Raw genomic sequence first — 18,125 nt, forward strand, 5'->3', positions numbered from 1 at the left:
TTGGATTTAAAATCTTCCTGCTCCTGCTGAAGTTCAGGCACAAGGGTGTTTTTTAGCTCAGAGGGTTCTTCCCTATCTCCGCCAAAGATCAGCATGCTGTAAGCCACTATAAATAATACAATGGTGGCCAGTACAGCCCCAAAGACAACTTTCTTCTTTTCAATTTTCATCATTCAGTTTTTTTAAGGTGTTTTCGAAATAATTGGTAATCAACAAGCCGTGGGTATTGTTAGGATAGTTCCGGTCTACGTTTATTAAATTCCCGGTGGTAATGAGTTCATACTTGTCCACTATTTTTCCCCGGTTAATTTCAAAGACCGTCCTGGTCTTAAAATTGTATGGCTCCGTTTCAATATTAACTTCCGATTCAATGCTTATTACTTTCTGTACAAGTGAATACTGTAACAGCCTGTTATAAACCCCATCGGCCTTCTTTTGCCTGTAAACGTTATCTACAGAACTGTTGCCAAGCCATAGCGCTTTTTCGAGGTTACGCTCATAATTGGTAGCATCAATATTATAGAAGTAGGTGTGAAACAGTTCCAGATGAGCCAGGGCTTCTACTTCCAGGTTCTCCTTTTGAGTAACCCATTTTAGAGGAATTACACTGCCATCGGTATTTATGGCAAAAGAATTATTCAAAGCAGAGCGATGAATATCAAAAACCATCCAACCAAAGAAAAGGCTGGAAATAACTGCTCCACAAACGGCAGTTAGCACTATAAATCGGTTGATCTTTAAGACCGAGTAAATACTCCTGTAAGGTGTTTTCATTTGTTAAATATTAATGGTTTACTAAATCAATATATCTGCTTGGGTATCCGTAAATAAATCCTGTCTCTAACCGGTAAAAAGTCTTAGGGTAAAAGAGGTAGCGCGGGAGTAAAGCTTAAACTTCAGAAATACAATAAAGGCGATAGATCCTGCTTCCACTATAATCCGTATAATATTATTATCGGTAGCGGTACCCAGCAGATTTGACCAGAAGTTGGTATTGATCTCTGCATATAAATTATTGACAAAAACATTCACGAGGAAAAATGCCGGTACAAGCATATAGACAGCAGCATATAACCTAAAAAAGTTATAGGCCATATCCCGGAACTTCTCAAATACTGCAAGGCTAATCACCAGAGGAAAGAAAGCCTGCATAATGCCCAAAAGGAAAAAACGTTCTGCCAGGAAAAGTGGATAGATAAACAAGTCTATTACCCATAAAAATAAGCCTACTACAAAAGAAATTACTTTTACCGGATAGAGCGGTGTCACCAGGGCCTCATATAACAAAGCCATTGCTTTTTTTGCTACTTCCAGTGCCCCAACTTCCTGTTCAATATCAATATCCTGAAGCTGAAGAGGTATAAGCGCCGGAGCCGTATCTATATACTCCGTTTCAATACTCACCAATATTCCGTCAAAAACATTTAGAATTTGGGTGGAGAAAATGACCAGAAGAACAATAGCAAAATTCTTTGCCAACTCCCCGGGACTTAAGCCCCAGGTATAACCATCTTTATCAGCTATACCTTCGTTGTATTTTTTCAGAATATTAACCAGGAAGAGCATCACGGCCAGTGACTTCATTCCTACAATTGTATACTGAGAGAACTCACTGCTTTTGATGGTTTGAAAAACCGTGTCAACATACTCCAAACCAATTCCTAAAAATATACCCTCGATCATCTTTAATAATTTAAAATCCTGTTATTGATCTTATTCTGCATCTCCCTGAAGGAAATAATGTCATTATAGCGTTTGGTTTTAAGAGTAATTTCTGCCACCATTTCCCGGGATTGTAGTTCCCGTTCCCTAAGTACCTGCGCTCTCTCGGCATCACTCATTTTAAAATAATCACTGGTCAGGATCTTATCGATAAAGTCAAGATCTTCCAGGGAGTTTTCCATAATGGCGTTAAAGGAATCGGAGATCCGGGTTACCTCTTCCGGTTTGATATAAGGGGAATTCAGTATCTCCCGAAGATCATCCCGAACAGTTTCAAAGAGGATCTGGTTATTGCGTGCAAGTTCCCTAACCGCATTTAGCTGCTTTATTACATTGTTCACCCGTTCGATATTCTCCTTTTGTGTTTTGAGAAATTCTACTGTTTTTAGCAGCTGGGTAGTCTGCTTTGCTGATTCTATCAAAGATTTGGCGAGACTAATAAAATTGGTGTTGTCATACACCGGCATCCCCTGGCTCACAGCAGGTGTGTGTACAGTGAGAAAAAGGAAGCCAATAAGCATCATTGTTTTAATTCGGTTTTTCATGATTTTAAGTATTAGATGAGAATTCCTGAATTGCTTTTTCCATATCTCCATGTTTTTCGTAGAGCTGCATAATGACATCATTCTCAGCTCCGTCGGTGAGATATGCAGAGTAAACCTCTTTGGGTACTTCAAGACGAAAGACATTGCTGTGTTTTCCTATCTTGATAAAGATCTCGGTGTATTTCCGTTCCCCTATAAAGTTGTTTCTAATTGATTTTAGCTGATTTAAATCGTGACTGGAGAGGTTTAACCTCTTTTGAAGGTCCTCATAGCCTTTTTCGTTATGGAGGCTGTAGATCACTTGTGTGTTGTCCAGAATACTGGCAGAAGTGGAATTGCCTGGTAGCTGATTTATAGACTGAAGAATTATCCCAATTGCACCATTCTGCTTCCTGATAGCCTGGTAATAAAACTCCACACTCTCCAGAACATTTTCAAACTTTAGCTGTTTGGCAAACTCATCAAATAAGATAATCCCCATTTCCGCCCGGTTTTTCCAGATGGTCCTTTGTATTGCAGATTTGATGAGCTTCAGCATTACCGACAGGATCTCTTTATTATCCTTCACTTCATCCAATTCAAATACAATAAGCCGCTTATCTTCAATCTTGTAAGTTTGGTCCTCTCCGACTTCAAATAGAAAGCTGTAGATTCCTTCTCCTACATATTCAGACATAATGTGAAGGAAATTATTGATGTTGAAGTAATCCTGATGGATCTTAAGATCCTCCAGAAGATCGACCCGATGTCTCTCAACATAGCGGTAAAAGCTTTGGAGAGAATAATTAGCATTTACATTTAGGTAATAATCACGCAGGATCTTTTTTATAGAAACAGCCTGGGCTTTTGTTACCTTGAAATCTGAAGCAAATAATTCAAACAGAAACTCCGAAAGGTCCTCAAGCCATTCTGCAGTAAGGTCTTCCTTGCTATTTATATAAAACGGATTAATGCCCAGGGACTTCCCACTTTCGTAGCGTAAGATGGTATAGTCCTTTGGATAAAGCTTTGCGAATTTGGTATAGGATCCCCCCAGATCAATGATCACTAAGCGAACGCCACTTTCAAAATATTGGCGGAGAATATTATTGGCCAGAAAGGATTTGCCTTCTCCTGTAGGGGCGAAGATGGCAAAGTTCCTGGCCTTGATTCTTTTTTTATCTTCATCCCAAACATCTTTTAATACCGGGATGTTATATTCTCTGTCATTAAAAATTATCCCTTTAGGATCTGATTTGTAGTTGGTGTTATTAATAAGCAGGCACAGGGCGTGCTTTAGATCGGTAACATAAAGGTCTTCGTTAGAGATATTGGAGGAAAAGCAGAAGTAGCTATTCAAAAAATAATTCTTTCGCTCTTCTCCTTTAGGATAATAGGGAACGATATCAAGCAGCTTAAATTCTGTTTTAACCCTGGCAGAGATTGAAGAAAGATTTGCCCTGTCTTTATCCCAATAGATCACATTGAAATGCCCACGGATTATCCTGGACGTATCGTCATTATTCACCTGCTTCAGGATATGCTGAATTTTATTCAGCACCACTTTATTCTGAGAACCAAAATTTGAACTCTTATTTAGTTCTTCTATCCTTAAATCAAGAAGTTTTCTCCATTTTTGTCGGTTATCCAGATAGATGATTTGGTTTACAATATGGTTTTTCTTTAAGTTAAGTCCCAGCCCATCTACGAAACCCTGGTGGAACACAAAATCGTCTGAGGTAAACCTGTCGTTTGTTTTACTACTTTGCACACTTTCCCCAAAACACAGTTCACTGTTTACCGCGAGTACATCAAAATAATGATCCCCTATACTGATGTTATCTTTATCCAATAAAATATTGGTATCAAAGTCCTCCTGAAAGCCATTAAAGTAGCCTGTGGTAAGCCAATATATCTTCTCTTCTCCAAGAGGAATAAGTTCTATTTTTCGGCTGTTGTTTAAGAAAGACACCGCATCGTTTACAGCATTTTGAAAATTCTTAATATTTTCATCCAAGTCCCCTGGAATATTCCTGTCTATCCTTTTAAAGGGATTGACATATTTAGGATTATTCAAAGACTTGTTCTTAGTATGAATAAAGAATAGATAACTCCGGTGCTCTAAATATTCCCTGCCTTTGAAATAAGAATGAGTAGCTTTTTCCAGGAAGGTACTTCTGGGAAGTTCTTCTGCTGAATAATTTTTCTTTAAATAAATATCCTGCTTATGAACTACCGTCCCTGTGGGGAGGGACTTAAGCGACTGAAACCAAATACCGTGAAGCTCCTCATAATCATTATCTGATAAGCTATAGATCTCCGGAAGTTCCACTTCGAAAGCCAATACCACATTTCCATTCCCTGCAAAAATGGTATTGCCTTGAATATCGGCTATGGGCGGCGAGTATGAAAGATTAATCTTACTCATAATGAAAATGGGTTGATCGTTTGGCTGTAATAGCTTCTGGAAAGACTTTTGAAAACTGGAACAGCTGTGGGTTCCTGGTAAATCTGGTTAAACAGATATACAGGATGCAGTTGAAAATAAATACAGTAGTAACCGCTCCAAAACTGAAGGAGAATATAATTACCAGCAGCGATCCTACTACTGATATCATCATTAGTGCAAAGAGCGATACGGGCAAACCCCAGATCATAGCCCTTTTTCTGATGTTTCTATAGACTTCGAAGCGCTTCATTAGACTACAATTCCTATGAGATATGTAAATATTCCTACAACTGCTCCTGCAATAAGCACGAAGACCAATACCCGGGTTATTCCCTTCTTTAGATCGGCATTTTCACCAAAGAAGTGACCTGCATTAAAAAGGAATCCCACCAGAAAAATAATTCCAAGGAGGATTGGGAAAATAGCCCGGATGGTATCGGCTATTTCGGCAACAGAATTTTCAATTCCACCAATCTGTGCAAAAAGCGGAAAAGAAATCAGCGATAAAATGATTGTTGGGTAGATTGATTTTTTCATAATTATGAGGTTTTTAAAACGATAAATTGTTCCTCATAAAATTATTTCAAAATCACCTCTATTTAACTGTATTACAGCATTTTGTGAATAAAATAATATTTAAATTCAATTGTTTTATTTTGATTTCATTTAAGATCAAAATTCAGGTGATTCAAGACCGAACTTGTTGATAACTATAAAAGCAGATGAAAAGTTTGAGGGTAAAAACGTCAGATTTGTGATTGCCCGGAAAAAAATTGATTATCTAGAAGTTTCACCTAATTATTACTCTGGAATAATATGATTCAAAGTATGAGGAAGAGGAAACTTGCAACCAGAATTTGTATTAATATTCCTTTCTATTTCCTTTTATCAGTAGTTTTCTCATCAAAAGAGATTAAATTAAAAAGCTGGCGCATTCTACTCCTTACCCTTGTCCCATAGCGCTCTTCCAACTCACCTGCATTTAGATTAGTTGTTGCATGAGTTCTTACTTTGTGGTTCAGAAATAATTCATACCGGGAAAGGAGTATTTCTCCCAGTACATTACAATCCTTTCCATAGAATCTTCCTACCGGCTCAACTCCAAGATCATCAAAGCATAGATAGCTACTGTTCCCATAATCCTCAATAGTTTTATAACCGAGATGATTAAAAGCAAAGGCTATATTTCTACAGGGAATCACCTGGTAGGCTTTCTGATGCGGCACCAGATGCCTTAAGAGTTTAAGAAAACTTGTTTTTCCACAACCCACTGGACCCGTTAGTAATATTCCTTTTGAAGGATCGAGCCCAAACTTCTCACATTTTTCATTATCTGAAATAATATAATTGCAAAGCTTGAAAAGTAGGGGTTCATCTTCCTTATACAAGCGGAATCCCTTCCCAAATAGCATTATACCTTTTGCTTGCAGGTACTCGAGCATTAGAGGAAAATCGTATAAAACTTCTTTACCTTTAAATTTTCCAATCTTGTATATTACCCCGCCTTCATTTATTTCACAAGGGTTCTCCATAGTTTTTATTTTTTTTGATTTTTAAATGATCCTGGTTTTTTATTTTCAAACCCTGTTGAATTTCTTCAGCCTTTTTCATCCATCGATGAGCTAAAGCCTGCCAATTAACAACCTTAGTATCCCGGTTAATCTTCCAGCCAACAGCTTCGTAATGGAGATAGAATTTAGAAGCTTCGGTATCCGGCCAAGCATTCTCTTTAAAAAAATTCAATACTTCAAATTCACTTTTTGGCCAAAAAGTTTTATCCTGTTTGTTATGTTTAATATTGTTTAATTCATGTACCAGAGCACTTTCATCACTCTTATCATACTCATCCGCTACCTGTTCAAGAAATGTTTCGAACTTATCCACATCTTGTCCATTGTTAGTCGCTTGCTTGTCCATTACTTGTTCATCACTAGTCCAAAAAATGGACATCTTAACCTGGCTTCCTTTTAAAGGATTCTTAGACGGCATATACAGAATGTAATTCCAATCGCTAAGCTCCCTGATACATTTATGGTAAGTAGAAAGCGAACCTACTTTAGAAGCTTGCATTATCTCTTCTCTTTGGACATAAAACTGTTTACAGAATCTAAATAGGTTCCAATACTGGAATAAGGCATAGTATATACTTACGTGAGAGGGATTAAGTCGGTGATCATCATTAAACTTCTCAAAAACTCCCGTAAGATGTCTTATGTAATTCATAACTAATAGCTATTGTCTACCCTATATTCCTTCATAACTCGGTGAATATCATCAGTGTCATAATAAATAGTACCCCCTATTTTGGTATAAGGAAGCGTACCATTTATTCGCATATTCTGCAGGGTACCAGCACTTATCTGGAGAAACTCCATTACTTCTGCAGATCTCATATACCTCTTTAGATTTCCTGTTGAGTGTTTTGAAAGGAGTCCTTTAAGTTCTTCAAACAATTCTAACTTAAACTCCCTGAGTTCATCGGTGGTTATAATTTTATTTGGCATATCAAAATGTTTTAAATTAAGACCCCACCGATGGTTATACTTTTTTACACGGTGGGATCCTGTTGATTTGACTTCTAGGACAAAATTGATGAGCTTTGGGATAAAAAATTCACTATTTCGATGGAACTCCGATAAAGTTTAACATCGCTTATATATTGAACTAAATGGATTTAAAGTGCAGGATAAATGATAAATTTTTCTTTGTTGAAGAAAGCAAAAAGTTAGAAATCGTATTTTCGGAGTTCCTTACACCTACCGAGAATTACAGCCCTTCGTCTCGATTTAATTTTTGTTCAAAATTCCAGGTTAACTCATCCAGAAATTTTGTTCTCCTTCCTTTTCTTGCCTTGATCTCCGAAAACTTTTTATAAAAATTATCCAGCTTCAAATCAAAAACCTCCTCAAAAAGGGATACTATCGAAATTATATCAGCGGAACCACTATTAATAGCACCTGAGAGATGCAAAGCATAAATAAGTTCAACAAGGGCGACCTTGGAAGAAGTCCAATGTATATCGTGTTTATGTGTAAAAACCCCTTGAGGAATATCCAGTAAAGCTAACTGTTTGTGCAAAAAGGGAAGCAACTTTTGGTATGCTTTTAAATGGGCCAATAAAATATCATGGGAGGTACTGAATTCAGGATCCCAATATAGTGGAGTATCATAAGAATCTACCTTATTCAAAAATCCTCGGGTAAAGTAAAATTCATCCATAAAAGTGTGTTCCAGTTCAACGTATTTCTGAAACTCCCTGTTTTTCTGAAGAAACTTATTAATTTTTTTAATTTGTTTTTCCAGTAGCTTACGACTATATTTCCCAGGTGTAGTTGTCTCCAGTTCTATGGAACGTAAATTAATATAGAAAATAAGCTCACTGAGAGGAATTTGTTTTTTCTCCTTAAAAAATTGAATCTCTTCTGAAACTGATTTGAATTTGAGGGTTTTAATATTCACCCTATATAATTCCAGGATCTCACGACAATGTTTTATAATTCTGCTATAAGCAAGAAACCGAGTGGAAGAAGTCTCCTCTATTTTTATAATTTCCTGTGCTAGTTGCTTGGATGTGATTAAAAAATTCACCTCTTGTATTGTTAAACTCTACCTATAAATTTCAGGTAAAAGAGCTTAACGTAAAACCCTAAAAGATTCTAATTTATAAATCAAACTACAACATTTATAAACAAATATTATTAAAGAGTGCCAAGGGGTATAACTTAAGGATTAACATCCTAATCTTTAAAAAGCCAATAATAGTTTCTTTCAAAAACTATAGAGTTCGTTTATGAATGAGAGAAAGTAAACAATACTAAAACCTGAAAAATAAAGAAAATAAAGAAGCGCAAGTATCAGATTTGATTCAGATTACTACTAGAGGAAACTTACTATCTACTGATTACGATTCATGTTGCTTACGGCAAAACTAAAAATTTTGCTATATAGCATCACTGTATCATCGTAATCACCCAGATCTTCATGATTGTTGCGGTAATCAATATCCAGTAAAATGGGTGTTTCCCCCCTTGATATACTCTGTAGTTTGGCTATATACTTTCCGCTATCCCACAAGGGAATACGGTCATCTTGAGATGCGGGCATTATTAAGGTTGCTGGATACTCAGAAGTGGTATTTATGTTATAGTAGGGGTCCATTTTAACCAGGCCTGTGAATTCCAGGCTGTCTTTTACGGTACCATATTCAAGGTAACTTGTACTACTAGCTGTGGCTGATGATTCTAAACCAAGGGGATTTAATCTAGGTACTTCAGAAATAAATGAAGAATAAAGGTCCGGACGTTCATTCACTGCCATACCTGCCGTAACACCACCTGCACTGGCAGTATATAAAGAAATAAGTCCCTTGCTAGTAAAACCTTTTTCAATTAAGGCTTCAGTGCAGGAAATGAGGTCCCTCCAGGAATTATGTTTTAGTGTTTTCATTCCCTGTAAATGCCACTCTTTGCCTTTTTCTCCACCTCCTCTTACGTGAGGAAAGGCGAGAATACCTCCCCGGGATGCCCAGTCCAAAAAAATAGGGTAGAAAAAGGGACTCAGACTTTCTCCATAAGCACCATATACATATATAAACACCTCATTTTTAGAGTTAAGTATTAAGTTGGAATTATAAATAAGAGATAATGGCACCTCTACTCCATCGTGACTTTTAACCATTATCTGCTCGGAAATAAGATTTTGAAACTCAGGATATAATGTTTCTGATTGTAAACCTTCTTTTTGTAATCCTTCGGCGTTTATAAGGAACCTTGTATAATTCGAGGTCCAACCATCTAATTCTACACCAATAAAATTATTCTTTACCGACCCCCCAAAGAAAGTTACATACCCCGGGGTAAAGGGTGTTTTCAGTTGAGCAATATTCTTTTTCGTGTCTACTTCCCATAGACTCACTTCAACCCCGAACTTAGACTTGGAGTAATATACTTTATCCCTGGTTACATCAAATTGGGTTATTGGATTCTCCTTAGTTCCTTCGGCCAGTACTTCAGGATTATTGAAATTTGGATTGTGGATCTGAATGCGGCTTATCTGATTTCCTTTGTCATTTCCTTGCCGAAAAATAAATTCTACCCCTCGTACTTCTCCCTCAGTTAAATAAACTTTCTGCTCTTCTTTAAAAAAAGGAATCCAATTTGCATTTCCTGATATTACATCTGAAACTTTTGCAATGTAGGCGTCATAGTAATCACTGGAACTTGCAGAATAGCCGATTATGTATTTATCCTGGCTGGAACCTATTTTAACTTTCGGATAAAAATCCGGAGGAATATTTACGGTACTGGTATTTCCGAAAACTTTCTTATTTACCGCTAGACTATCCCCCAATTTGTGAAGAACGGAAAAGGAATTTCTCTTATACCCCGGTTTCTTTTGATCTACTACAGGAAAGTATAGATAAATAAAACCCGAACTATCGGGTAACCACTCAATTCCGCCAAATGAAGGATTAATATTGGTGATTTCTTCTGTATATAACTTCTTATTTTTTACATCTAAAATCCTAACAGTAGTTGAGAAATTTTGATTGGATCGAAATCCAATAGCAATTTTCTCTCCATCGAATGAGGGCTTCAAATAGGAGATTTCTGTTTTTTCATTATGATTTGCTGGATCAAAGAGTTCCAGCTCTTCTGCTGAAAGATTTTCTTTAAAATATAGCTTTTCGGTACCGGACGAATCATCATATTTCAAATAAAAATAGTTTCCATCTTCATTCACTTCAACCATGCTGATTTTTCCGTTCTGACGATTCTCGTATTCTTCAAACTTTTTTAAATAATCTTGTAATAGATCATTATTCGAAAAATAAGCTTCAGCCAAAGAATCCTGGGCTTTTAACCATTGGACAATCATTGGATCTTCAAGGTTATTCAGGTTAGCATAATCATCTTTAAGTGTGATTCCAAAATTACGAGAAGTCACCGCCTGCTTGGGAAGAAAAGGGTATTGTGATTGAGCAAAAATTTCCTGGCCAAAAGAAATACTTAAAGCTACTATGCTCAAAAAAAGGTTTAGGAGGTGATCTTTCATTTTCAGTGTATTAAATTTTAAAAAACCCGGAATAGTCCGGGCTTTTTTGATTTAAGCTGATTATCCCTTACCAGCCTTAGGACGTCTCACCTTGTCACGATCAATTCCGGCGCTACTTCCGCCTCCCTTAATTTTTTCCAAATTTTTTAAAGCTCTTCCTTGGTAATCTTTCAATGTTTTTTTCATGATTGAAAATTTTAAATGTTAATAAATATTTGTGTGCTACTAATTAACTGCATCGGGAAATAAATAGCAATGTATACATACCTCCCATTTATAAATGACCGGTCACTTTTCTTGAATTCAGTTCCTTAATAAATTTTGATGGGTATACACCAGTGTTTTTATAAAAGGCTTTAGAAAAAGATTCACTTGTCTTAAATCCAAATACTTCAGCCAATCCCTGATTACTGAATTTTAAAAGAGTAGGATCATCATTTAACATACGGATCGCTTTCGTTACTCGTAGGTCTTTTAGATAATTTGGAAATGTTTTCCCTTTATATGTATTGATAATAATAGAAAGGTAAGAGGTATTAGTCTCCAATTCCTGTGCAAGGGTGGACATATCTAATTCTTTATCTAAAAACCTTTCAGAGTTTTCGAACTTTTCCAGTTTATTTAAAATATCATTTCTGATATCTTCAGGTACAGAGCTTGGATGGTTATTGACCGGCTGACTTTTTATTTTTTTCCCAACTGAACCTTCTTCCATTAATACTTTCAATTTTCTTTGCATATGGATCGACCTCAGGAAGAAGAATATCCCCGTAAAGCTTCCCAAACTTGCCAGGAATCCAGCAGCAGTAATTATCGATTTTTTATTTTCAAGCTGTGCTTCAGCCTCCCTTTTTTGTTGCTTTAAATAGGGAATATCATATGAAGCCATAGCCGCATTTATAATATTTTCCTGTTTAGTAGAATATAAACTATCATAGGTAATTAATTTCCCGATGTATTCTATCTGACTCTGTTTATCATTCTGAGCCATAGAGTGGAGAATTAGTTGATGATAAACATCTTTAACTTCTGGAAAAGGGTCTCCTGTACCTGCCACAATGGAATCAATTTCTTTAAAATATTTAATAGAAAGATCTTTATTATTCAACCTGTTCTCAATTTTACCGAGGTAATATAGCTTTATAGCTCTGCTGGTCCCATCTAGAGAACCACTATATTTAAGGAGTGTGTCTCTGGCTTTACTAAAAGCGCCATCGTAAAAATTGATTTGTGCGTCTAAGAGAATAAAATCCTGAAAATTAATATGATCCTTTAATTCTAAGGTTAAATCTATGCCCTGATTAGCATAGTATCTCGCTGAGTCTATTGCCTGTAACCGTAAATGAGTGAGAGAAAGATTAAACAACAATAGTGTGTAATCTTCATATTGTTGTACCTCAAAATTATTTTCTTTTTTCAATAATTTTAAAGATTTATTGTAAAGTTCAGCCGCAGCATAATGCTGTCCGTAAAGATTTCGAATTGCTGCAATAGCTAGTGCAAATTCCATTTGCTGTTCCACATTATTTTTCCTCAAAGCATGATTATATGCCGTAAGGTAATTGGTAAGAGCTATCTGAAAATTTCCAGATTCATAATAGAGATGTCCTTTCAGTGCGTATCCAAGCGCAGGATAATTTGAATGAGTACTCTCTTTGGTAAGCAAAATGACTGAATCTGCATATGCTAATGCAGCAAGATTTTCTGCTAAAGTTGTTTTATAATAATAGGCTCGAGCTTTTTCAAGATTATTGTTTTCTAAGGTAGCTTTTTTTAAATGTATTTTGATCAGCATTCCTAAAGCTGCACTGTCTTCTTCTTCTAACGCATCATATTCCAAATCCTGGATTTCTTCATAGGATAATTTTGTCGTTACTCTTTCTTTACTCATACTAGGCATATCCTGTGAATAGCCATAAAAAGGAATGGCTCCACTTGATGCTATTATTAAATAGACAATGATTGATTTATATGTTGTCGGGATTAGTGCCATACTTAAAATATATTAGGTTGTCCATAGCTGTCGGAACTGATAAAAAACCCGCTCAAGTAATGTCACTTCCTCAAGTACTATTTCTGCTGTCCCTATTAATTCCTGATGGAGAATCAATTCTTTTCCATAAGAAGTTATTAAACTATCCACATTTAAATAAACAACGTAAGCTGGTACTGTCGCCCTGCTAGGCACCTCTGATATCGAGTTAACACTGGCCTTTATCATTCCCCATTCCCTGTAAGGGTAATTTTCTAATTTTAGATATACCTTTTGGCCTCTACTAATCTGTCCCGAATTTTGAACAGGAACGATACATTTGCCTAACAGATCATTCCTGGTAAATGGAACAATAGTGAATACAACCTCACCTTCAAGAATATTCTGATGTTCGCCCCAAACCTGGTTAATAGATAGTCTTCCTGCAACAGGACTTTTTATGATATTTTCATCTTCCCATTCAGTAATACCATTGAGAAGATTTTGCCGGGCAAAAACCAATTCCGCTTCCTGTATGCTTAATTTCCTTTCTTCCGAAGTCCTTAAGATATCAAGGTCTCCTTTTGCCTTGCTCTTGTTAGCCTGGATTTGGATCAACTGTTGTTTAAGTAAAGAGTATTGCCGATTTTTCTCTGTATATTCCAACTCCATCTTTTCTAAATCAAATTTTGAGATCACTCCTTTTTCATATAATTGACGATGGCGGTTTATGTTCTCTGCTGAAATAGAAAGACTGCTTTCCATTAAGTGAAACTCCTCTTCTTTAGAATTTAGAATTGATCCCTGGCTAAAAATATTTAGTAGCAACTGTTGCTCTATTGCTTCCTTCTGGCCGATTGTACTTTCTAAAATAAGGGTGTGATACTCTTCTAAAAACCTATTATAAGCTGCCTGCAAGGATGTTCCTAAATTTAAGGTTACCGGAAATTCTGTTATTAATGCTTCCAGAGATAATATCTCTGGAAAATCCTCCATTAATCTTTCTTTTAAGAAAGCAACATCTCTTTGGTTTGCTGGATTATCAAGAACTGCAACAATATCTCCTACTGCTATGGAATCTCCAGGTTTATAAAAAATAGCAGAAAACTTTCCGTCCCTTTTTGCTTTAATTTCAACAGGTGGATTCTTTGAAGTAACCGTTACAGTACCTTCTACTACCTGATTGAAAGAAATTATTCCAGCCAGAAGAAGTACCAGAAAGAAAAATAAAAACATATAGACTGTACCGTGGCGCAGTAAATAACCAGGTTCAATATCTAAAGGATTACTCCCCTTCTTATGATATTCTCTACTTTCCCTCATCTCAAATCTTTAATTGGTTTTTGATCAGGTTATGGTAAACTCCTTTATTTAAAATTAAATCCTGGTGATTACCACTTTCCACAATCTGCCCTTTATTCATAACCAGTATTTGATCAGCATTCATTACGGTTGATAGCCTATGGGCTATAATTACAACCGTTCTGTTTTTATAAAAAGAATTAAGGTTTTCAGTAATTAATATCTCGTTTTCCGAATCTAATGAGCTGGTGGCTTCGTCCAGGAATAAGTAATCCGGATTTTTGTAAATTGCCCTAGCCAGTAAAATCCTTTGTCTTTCTCCGCCACTAAGGAGCTGTCCATTTTCACCAATCCGTGTCTGATAACCAAGAGGCAGTTTCTCAATGAATTCATTTAGGTTAACCATTTCCGCAGCTTTGCGTAACGACATACGGTCTACGGGAATATCTGGTTTTGATTCCGTAATATTCCTCTCAATTGTATCATTAAAAAGACTTCCGTCCTGCATTACAACTCCACATCTACTCCTCCACAGGGATGTAGTAATATCTCTAAGATCTTCTTCTCCAACTCTCAGATAACCTTTCCAAGGTTTATAAAATTTTAGAAGCAATTTTAACAAAGTTGTCTTTCCTGAACCGCTAGAACCCACAATTGCTGTGATCTTTCCTTTGGGAATAGTTATATTGAGATCATTTAGTAAGGGTGACAATGAAGGGTTTCCATATCCAAAACTAAGATTCCTTAGATGAAGATCGCCTTCGGGTTTAAAATTGTCATACCTTCTCTTACTATCTTCAGGTATTTGATTATGTACCTCAGACAATCTGTTAAAAGAGAGTCTGGCACTCTGGTAATCTGTAAGAAAATTAATGATATTGGAAATAGGCAAGGAAAGACTTCCTATAATAAATTGAATGGCCAACATAGCCCCTAAAGTGATTTGACCTGTGATCACGGCTTTTGCAGACCAGAATATTATCAAAAGATTGGTTAATTCATTTAGGAATAGCCCACCTTTGATTTGTGTCTGCCCTACCCCTAAAATCTTTGACTTTAACTTGAAAAGACTATTTTGATTAATTTCCCACTCCCCTTTTCTCCTGTTTTCAGAATTGTTTAATTTGATTTCTGAAACTGCAAGGATGATCTGTAGAAATAGAGATTGGTCGTTCCTGTTAAGATCGAAAAGCTGGTTATCCAGAAGTTCCTTTTTCTTCATAAATAACAGGGACCACCCGAAAAACAAAGAAGTTCCTGTAAAAAATATAAGTGCTATATAGGGATGGAAGTAGAACAAAACTATTCCAAATACAACAATAGAAAAGATATCAAAAGGGATATTTAATCCACGTCCGTTTAGAAAATCGTCTATCCTTTGATGATCATAAATTCTTTGCATAAAATCTCCTGTGGTTTTTGATTCAAAATATGCTATAGGAAGTTTCATTAATTTTCCCAAAAAATCTGAAAGCATTTGAATATTTAAACGAGTACTTATATACAGCAGAATCCAATCTCTAATTACTTCTGATATTGAACGAGTTAAAAACAAAAAGAACTGTGATAATAAAATAAGGTTGATGAAACCAAAATCTTCATAATTTATTCCATAATCCACCAGACTCTGTGTAAGGAAAGGAAGCATTAATTGAATAGTGGCCGCAATTATTAAACCGAGGAGTAACTGGTTTATATATGCCATATAAGGTTTGAGATATTCAAGAAGGAATCCTAAACCATCTTTCTTCTCCATGTCCGGAGGTTCCTCGTCTAAGAAATGATCAGTGGGCTCTACAAGAAGAAGGACACCCTGTTCATTTTCAGCCTCTGCCCATTTTCCGATGAATGCACTATGCCGGTATTTCAACCTGCCATAAGCCGGGTCAGAAACATAAATAAACTTGTTGCTAACTTTATAGATAATTATAAAGTGATTCCCCTCCCAATGGGCAATAGCAGGAAGAGGTACTTCTGAAATTAATTCCTGAAAATCTGCTTTTATTCCGACAGATTCTATTCCCAATTTGTTTAATGCTTCAGAAAGCCCTTCCATAGAAGCCCCATCCCTTTGTAGAAAAGAGATTTGTCGTAAATATTCCAGATCATATTTCTTCCCGAAGAATTCCGTGAGCATCTTTATACATGATGGCCCACAATCCATCTGATCCAGTTGACGATATACAGGAAAATCGACAGTCCTAAACATAACAAATAAAACTAATTACACTTAAATTTAATTTGGAATTGAATAGGATTTATCTCAAATAAAAGCCGATTTATAAATCACGTTCTTTTGGAAAAGAATTAGGGGTGTATTCTTTTCTTTAATGTTGCCAAGGGTAGGTTAAATTAACCTTGAACAAATATTTGAATCCTCCAATCACTTGGGCTGCAGAAATTTAATAAATAAAATTTAATATTTATAAAAAAAATCATCATCAAAAAGAGAAATTTTGAAACAATTAATATTTGAAAAATGGGGGTAAAATTAATATCGATTTCGCCCCCATATTTTCTGGTTATTCAAGATGCTGCATTCGGATTTTGAGAAGTATTAACTTCTTTCCTTTGTTTAAGAATTCCTTTTAAAGCATTCATATCCTGACTCACCTTGTTTTCCAAAACTCTGGCATAAATTTGGGTTGTTGAAATTTTTGTATGTCCTAAAAGTCTGGAAACCGTTTCAATAGGTACCCCATTACTTAAAGTTACGGTGGTTGCAAATGTATGCCTGGCCATATGGAAGGTGAGATTCTTTTTTAAGCCACATAGAATAGCAACTTCTTTTAGATAGACATTTAATTTCTCATTAGTAATTACAGGTAATAGCGTACCAGAGACCATTGTCATAGGATGGTTTTCATATTTCTTTATCAGCTCTAAAGCAGGGTCAAGTAATGGAATCCTAATAGGTGTTTTAGTCTTCTGTCGCTGTGTAACAATCCAATTATTGCGGTCTATCCCAATAGAAATATGATCTAATGTGAGTTTCATTATATCAACATAACTTATTCCGGTATAACAGCTAAAGACAAAAAGGTCTCGTACACGTTCTAACCTTTCAACCGGAAATTCATAGGTTTCCAAATTTGATAATTCATTAGCTGATAAAAATTCGCGTTTCGTATTCTCAAAGGTGTTTTTCCAACGTCTAAAAGGATCTTTATCTATCCACTCCATATTATAAGCTAGCGTAACCATTTTTCGCAACCGCTGAATATGCTTCATAACGGTATTATGCTTCATGGCTTTTGGGTGACCTTTGGGATAATAGGAATTAAGAAAATTTTCAAAATCACATAGGAACTTATAATCAAGTTCTCTAAGATATACATCAGAAGTCTTTCTATCCACCTTTATGAATTTTTGGATATATCCTTCAGTTATTTTGAAATTCTTGATAGTTCCCTGAGCTAAAGTATGTTCTGTTTTCCTGGAATGGTAGTCTATAAGGTTTTGAAGTGATTTAGATTCCTCAACTTCTCCCAGGTAGGTAGCCTTGATTAACTTTGCCGTAATTAGCTTACCCTTAAACAATAAATCCAGATAGCATTGGAAAAGCCTGGATTGAACTTGGTCCAAATACTGGTTTAATTGCTTTGCTTCAGTAGATTTTCCCCGTGCCCTTTTTTTTACGGGATCCCATAAATGAAAAGAAATTTTCCTTTTTAAACTGATGGTGGATCTTTTTTGGTTTACCGTAATTCTAACATAGATAATTACCTTATCACCGATAATTTTTTTAGGGTTAACCAAAAATAGAATTGAAAATGTGTTTGACGTACTCATAGTTGTCATCTTTTTTAATTAAACAATTAATATTCAGATGAAGTCAAATCAACTATATAGTCCAACAAAAATTTTTCTCCAAAAGACACCTAAGGTGTCTTTTAAAAATTCAGGTGTCTTTTAGCTATCTTTTTAATTCAAATTACATCAAATTAAATGAATGCCCGAAACCTAAAAAACCACGCTAATCCTAAGATTTGCGTGGTTTTGATAAGATTTGTTAATCTTAAGAGTGACCTTGCCAGGATTCAAACCTGGAACCTCCTGAGCCGTAATCAGGTGCGCTATTCAGTTGCGCCACAAGGCCATT

At 35.8% G+C, this 18,125-nt stretch carries 16 protein-coding genes and 1 tRNA gene; 1 reads left to right on the forward strand and 16 read right to left on the reverse strand.

Features of this window, described 5'->3' with window-relative positions:
• Nucleotides 1-159: 159 nt before the first annotated feature.
• The 4 genes from VIM94_RS10935 to VIM94_RS10950 all read right to left on the reverse strand — a co-directional run bounded on the left by VIM94_RS10935 (nt 160) and on the right by VIM94_RS10950 (nt 4,674).
• Nucleotides 160-774 (reverse strand): conjugal transfer protein TraK, encoded by a 615-nt coding sequence (locus tag VIM94_RS10935; RefSeq protein ID WP_332039335.1) that lies wholly within the window; start codon nt 772-774, stop codon nt 160-162.
• Between the two features lie 66 nt (nt 775-840).
• Nucleotides 841-1,683 (reverse strand): hypothetical protein, encoded by an 843-nt coding sequence (locus VIM94_RS10940; protein ID WP_332039336.1) that lies wholly within the window; start codon nt 1,681-1,683, stop codon nt 841-843.
• A 2-nt stretch (nt 1,684-1,685) separates the two neighbouring features.
• Nucleotides 1,686-2,267 carry a conjugal transfer protein gene (locus tag VIM94_RS10945; protein ID WP_332039337.1) on the reverse strand — a complete coding sequence of 194 codons (582 nt, stop codon included), beginning with the start codon at nt 2,265-2,267 and terminating at the stop codon, nt 1,686-1,688.
• Nucleotides 2,268-2,271: 4 nt separating this feature from the next.
• Nucleotides 2,272-4,674: a TraG family conjugative transposon ATPase gene (locus tag VIM94_RS10950; protein WP_332039338.1), complete on the reverse strand. Its 2,403-nt coding sequence runs from the start codon at nt 4,672-4,674 to the stop codon at nt 2,272-2,274.
• Between the two features lie 20 nt (nt 4,675-4,694).
• Here VIM94_RS10950 and VIM94_RS10955 point away from each other — a divergent pair, with 20 nt between their 5' ends.
• On the forward strand, nt 4,695-4,928 hold the full coding sequence (locus VIM94_RS10955; RefSeq protein WP_332039339.1) for a hypothetical protein: 234 nt from the start codon (nt 4,695-4,697) through the stop codon (nt 4,926-4,928).
• Nucleotides 4,929-4,944: 16 nt separating this feature from the next.
• Here VIM94_RS10955 and VIM94_RS10960 read toward each other — a convergent pair whose 3' ends face one another.
• The 12 genes from VIM94_RS10960 to VIM94_RS11015 all read right to left on the reverse strand — a co-directional run bounded on the left by VIM94_RS10960 (nt 4,945) and on the right by VIM94_RS11015 (nt 18,122).
• Entirely contained in the window at nt 4,945-5,232 is a 288-nt protein-coding gene (locus VIM94_RS10960) for a hypothetical protein (protein ID WP_332039340.1), read from the reverse strand.
• 338 nt (nt 5,233-5,570) lie between these two features.
• Entirely contained in the window at nt 5,571-6,227 is a 657-nt protein-coding gene (locus tag VIM94_RS10965) for an ATPase (protein ID WP_332039341.1), read from the reverse strand.
• The gene (locus tag VIM94_RS10970) at nt 6,211-6,918 is read right to left on the reverse strand and encodes a hypothetical protein (RefSeq protein ID WP_332039342.1); all 708 of its coding nucleotides are present in this window, start codon (nt 6,916-6,918) and stop codon (nt 6,211-6,213) included. The genes VIM94_RS10965 and VIM94_RS10970 overlap by 17 nt, the downstream gene beginning before the upstream one ends.
• Nucleotides 6,919-6,920: 2 nt before the next feature.
• Nucleotides 6,921-7,199, reverse strand: a complete 279-nt coding sequence (locus VIM94_RS10975) for a helix-turn-helix domain-containing protein (protein WP_332039343.1) — start codon at nt 7,197-7,199, stop codon at nt 6,921-6,923.
• Nucleotides 7,200-7,461: 262 nt separating this feature from the next.
• Nucleotides 7,462-8,283, reverse strand: a complete 822-nt coding sequence (locus VIM94_RS10980; protein ID WP_332039344.1) for an RteC domain-containing protein — start codon at nt 8,281-8,283, stop codon at nt 7,462-7,464.
• A gap of 306 nt (nt 8,284-8,589) precedes the next feature.
• Nucleotides 8,590-10,749, reverse strand: a complete 2,160-nt coding sequence (locus tag VIM94_RS10985; RefSeq protein ID WP_332039345.1) for a prolyl oligopeptidase family serine peptidase — start codon at nt 10,747-10,749, stop codon at nt 8,590-8,592.
• Nucleotides 10,750-10,809: 60 nt separating this feature from the next.
• Entirely contained in the window at nt 10,810-10,935 is a 126-nt protein-coding gene (locus VIM94_RS10990) for a hypothetical protein (protein ID WP_332039346.1), read from the reverse strand.
• Between the two features lie 88 nt (nt 10,936-11,023).
• Complete coding sequence (locus VIM94_RS10995; protein ID WP_332039347.1) at nt 11,024-12,742, reverse strand: helix-turn-helix domain-containing protein; 1,719 nt, start codon at nt 12,740-12,742, stop codon at nt 11,024-11,026.
• 12 nt (nt 12,743-12,754) lie between these two features.
• Nucleotides 12,755-14,044, reverse strand: coding sequence for an HlyD family secretion protein (locus VIM94_RS11000; RefSeq protein ID WP_332039348.1), 1,290 nt, complete (start codon nt 14,042-14,044; stop codon nt 12,755-12,757).
• 1 nt (nt 14,045) lies between these two features.
• A complete protein-coding gene (locus tag VIM94_RS11005) occupies nt 14,046-16,232 on the reverse strand; it encodes a peptidase domain-containing ABC transporter (RefSeq protein WP_332039349.1) in 2,187 nt (728 codons plus the stop codon).
• Nucleotides 16,233-16,549: 317 nt separating this feature from the next.
• A complete protein-coding gene (locus VIM94_RS11010; RefSeq protein WP_332039350.1) occupies nt 16,550-17,824 on the reverse strand; it encodes a site-specific integrase in 1,275 nt (424 codons plus the stop codon).
• A gap of 224 nt (nt 17,825-18,048) precedes the next feature.
• Nucleotides 18,049-18,122, reverse strand: a tRNA-Arg gene (locus VIM94_RS11015).
• Nucleotides 18,123-18,125 lie beyond the last annotated feature (3 nt).

Source organism: Salegentibacter sp. (assembly GCF_036568425.1).
GTDB lineage: Bacteria > Bacteroidota > Bacteroidia > Flavobacteriales > Flavobacteriaceae > Salegentibacter.

What these genes read in the sequence shown, in the direction of transcription:
- VIM94_RS10935 (WP_332039335.1), bottom strand. Translation starts at nt 774, where the DNA reads ATGAAAACACCTTACAGGAGTATTTACTCGGTCTTAAAGATCAACCGA.
- VIM94_RS10940 (WP_332039336.1), bottom strand. Translation starts at nt 1,683, where the DNA reads ATGATCGAGGGTATATTTTTAGGAATTGGTTTGGAGTATGTTGACACG.
- VIM94_RS10945 (WP_332039337.1), bottom strand. Translation starts at nt 2,267, where the DNA reads ATGAAAAACCGAATTAAAACAATGATGCTTATTGGCTTCCTTTTTCTC.
- VIM94_RS10950 (WP_332039338.1), bottom strand. Translation starts at nt 4,674, where the DNA reads ATGAGTAAGATTAATCTTTCATACTCGCCGCCCATAGCCGATATTCAA.
- VIM94_RS10960 (WP_332039340.1), bottom strand. Translation starts at nt 5,232, where the DNA reads ATGAAAAAATCAATCTACCCAACAATCATTTTATCGCTGATTTCTTTT.
- VIM94_RS10965 (WP_332039341.1), bottom strand. Translation starts at nt 6,227, where the DNA reads ATGGAGAACCCTTGTGAAATAAATGAAGGCGGGGTAATATACAAGATT.
- VIM94_RS10970 (WP_332039342.1), bottom strand. Translation starts at nt 6,918, where the DNA reads ATGAATTACATAAGACATCTTACGGGAGTTTTTGAGAAGTTTAATGAT.
- VIM94_RS10975 (WP_332039343.1), bottom strand. Translation starts at nt 7,199, where the DNA reads ATGCCAAATAAAATTATAACCACCGATGAACTCAGGGAGTTTAAGTTA.
- VIM94_RS10985 (WP_332039345.1), bottom strand. Translation starts at nt 10,749, where the DNA reads ATGAAAGATCACCTCCTAAACCTTTTTTTGAGCATAGTAGCTTTAAGT.
- VIM94_RS10990 (WP_332039346.1), bottom strand. Translation starts at nt 10,935, where the DNA reads ATGAAAAAAACATTGAAAGATTACCAAGGAAGAGCTTTAAAAAATTTG.
- VIM94_RS10995 (WP_332039347.1), bottom strand. Translation starts at nt 12,742, where the DNA reads ATGGCACTAATCCCGACAACATATAAATCAATCATTGTCTATTTAATA.
- VIM94_RS11000 (WP_332039348.1), bottom strand. Translation starts at nt 14,044, where the DNA reads ATGAGGGAAAGTAGAGAATATCATAAGAAGGGGAGTAATCCTTTAGAT.
- VIM94_RS11005 (WP_332039349.1), bottom strand. Translation starts at nt 16,232, where the DNA reads ATGTTTAGGACTGTCGATTTTCCTGTATATCGTCAACTGGATCAGATG.
- VIM94_RS11010 (WP_332039350.1), bottom strand. Translation starts at nt 17,824, where the DNA reads ATGACAACTATGAGTACGTCAAACACATTTTCAATTCTATTTTTGGTT.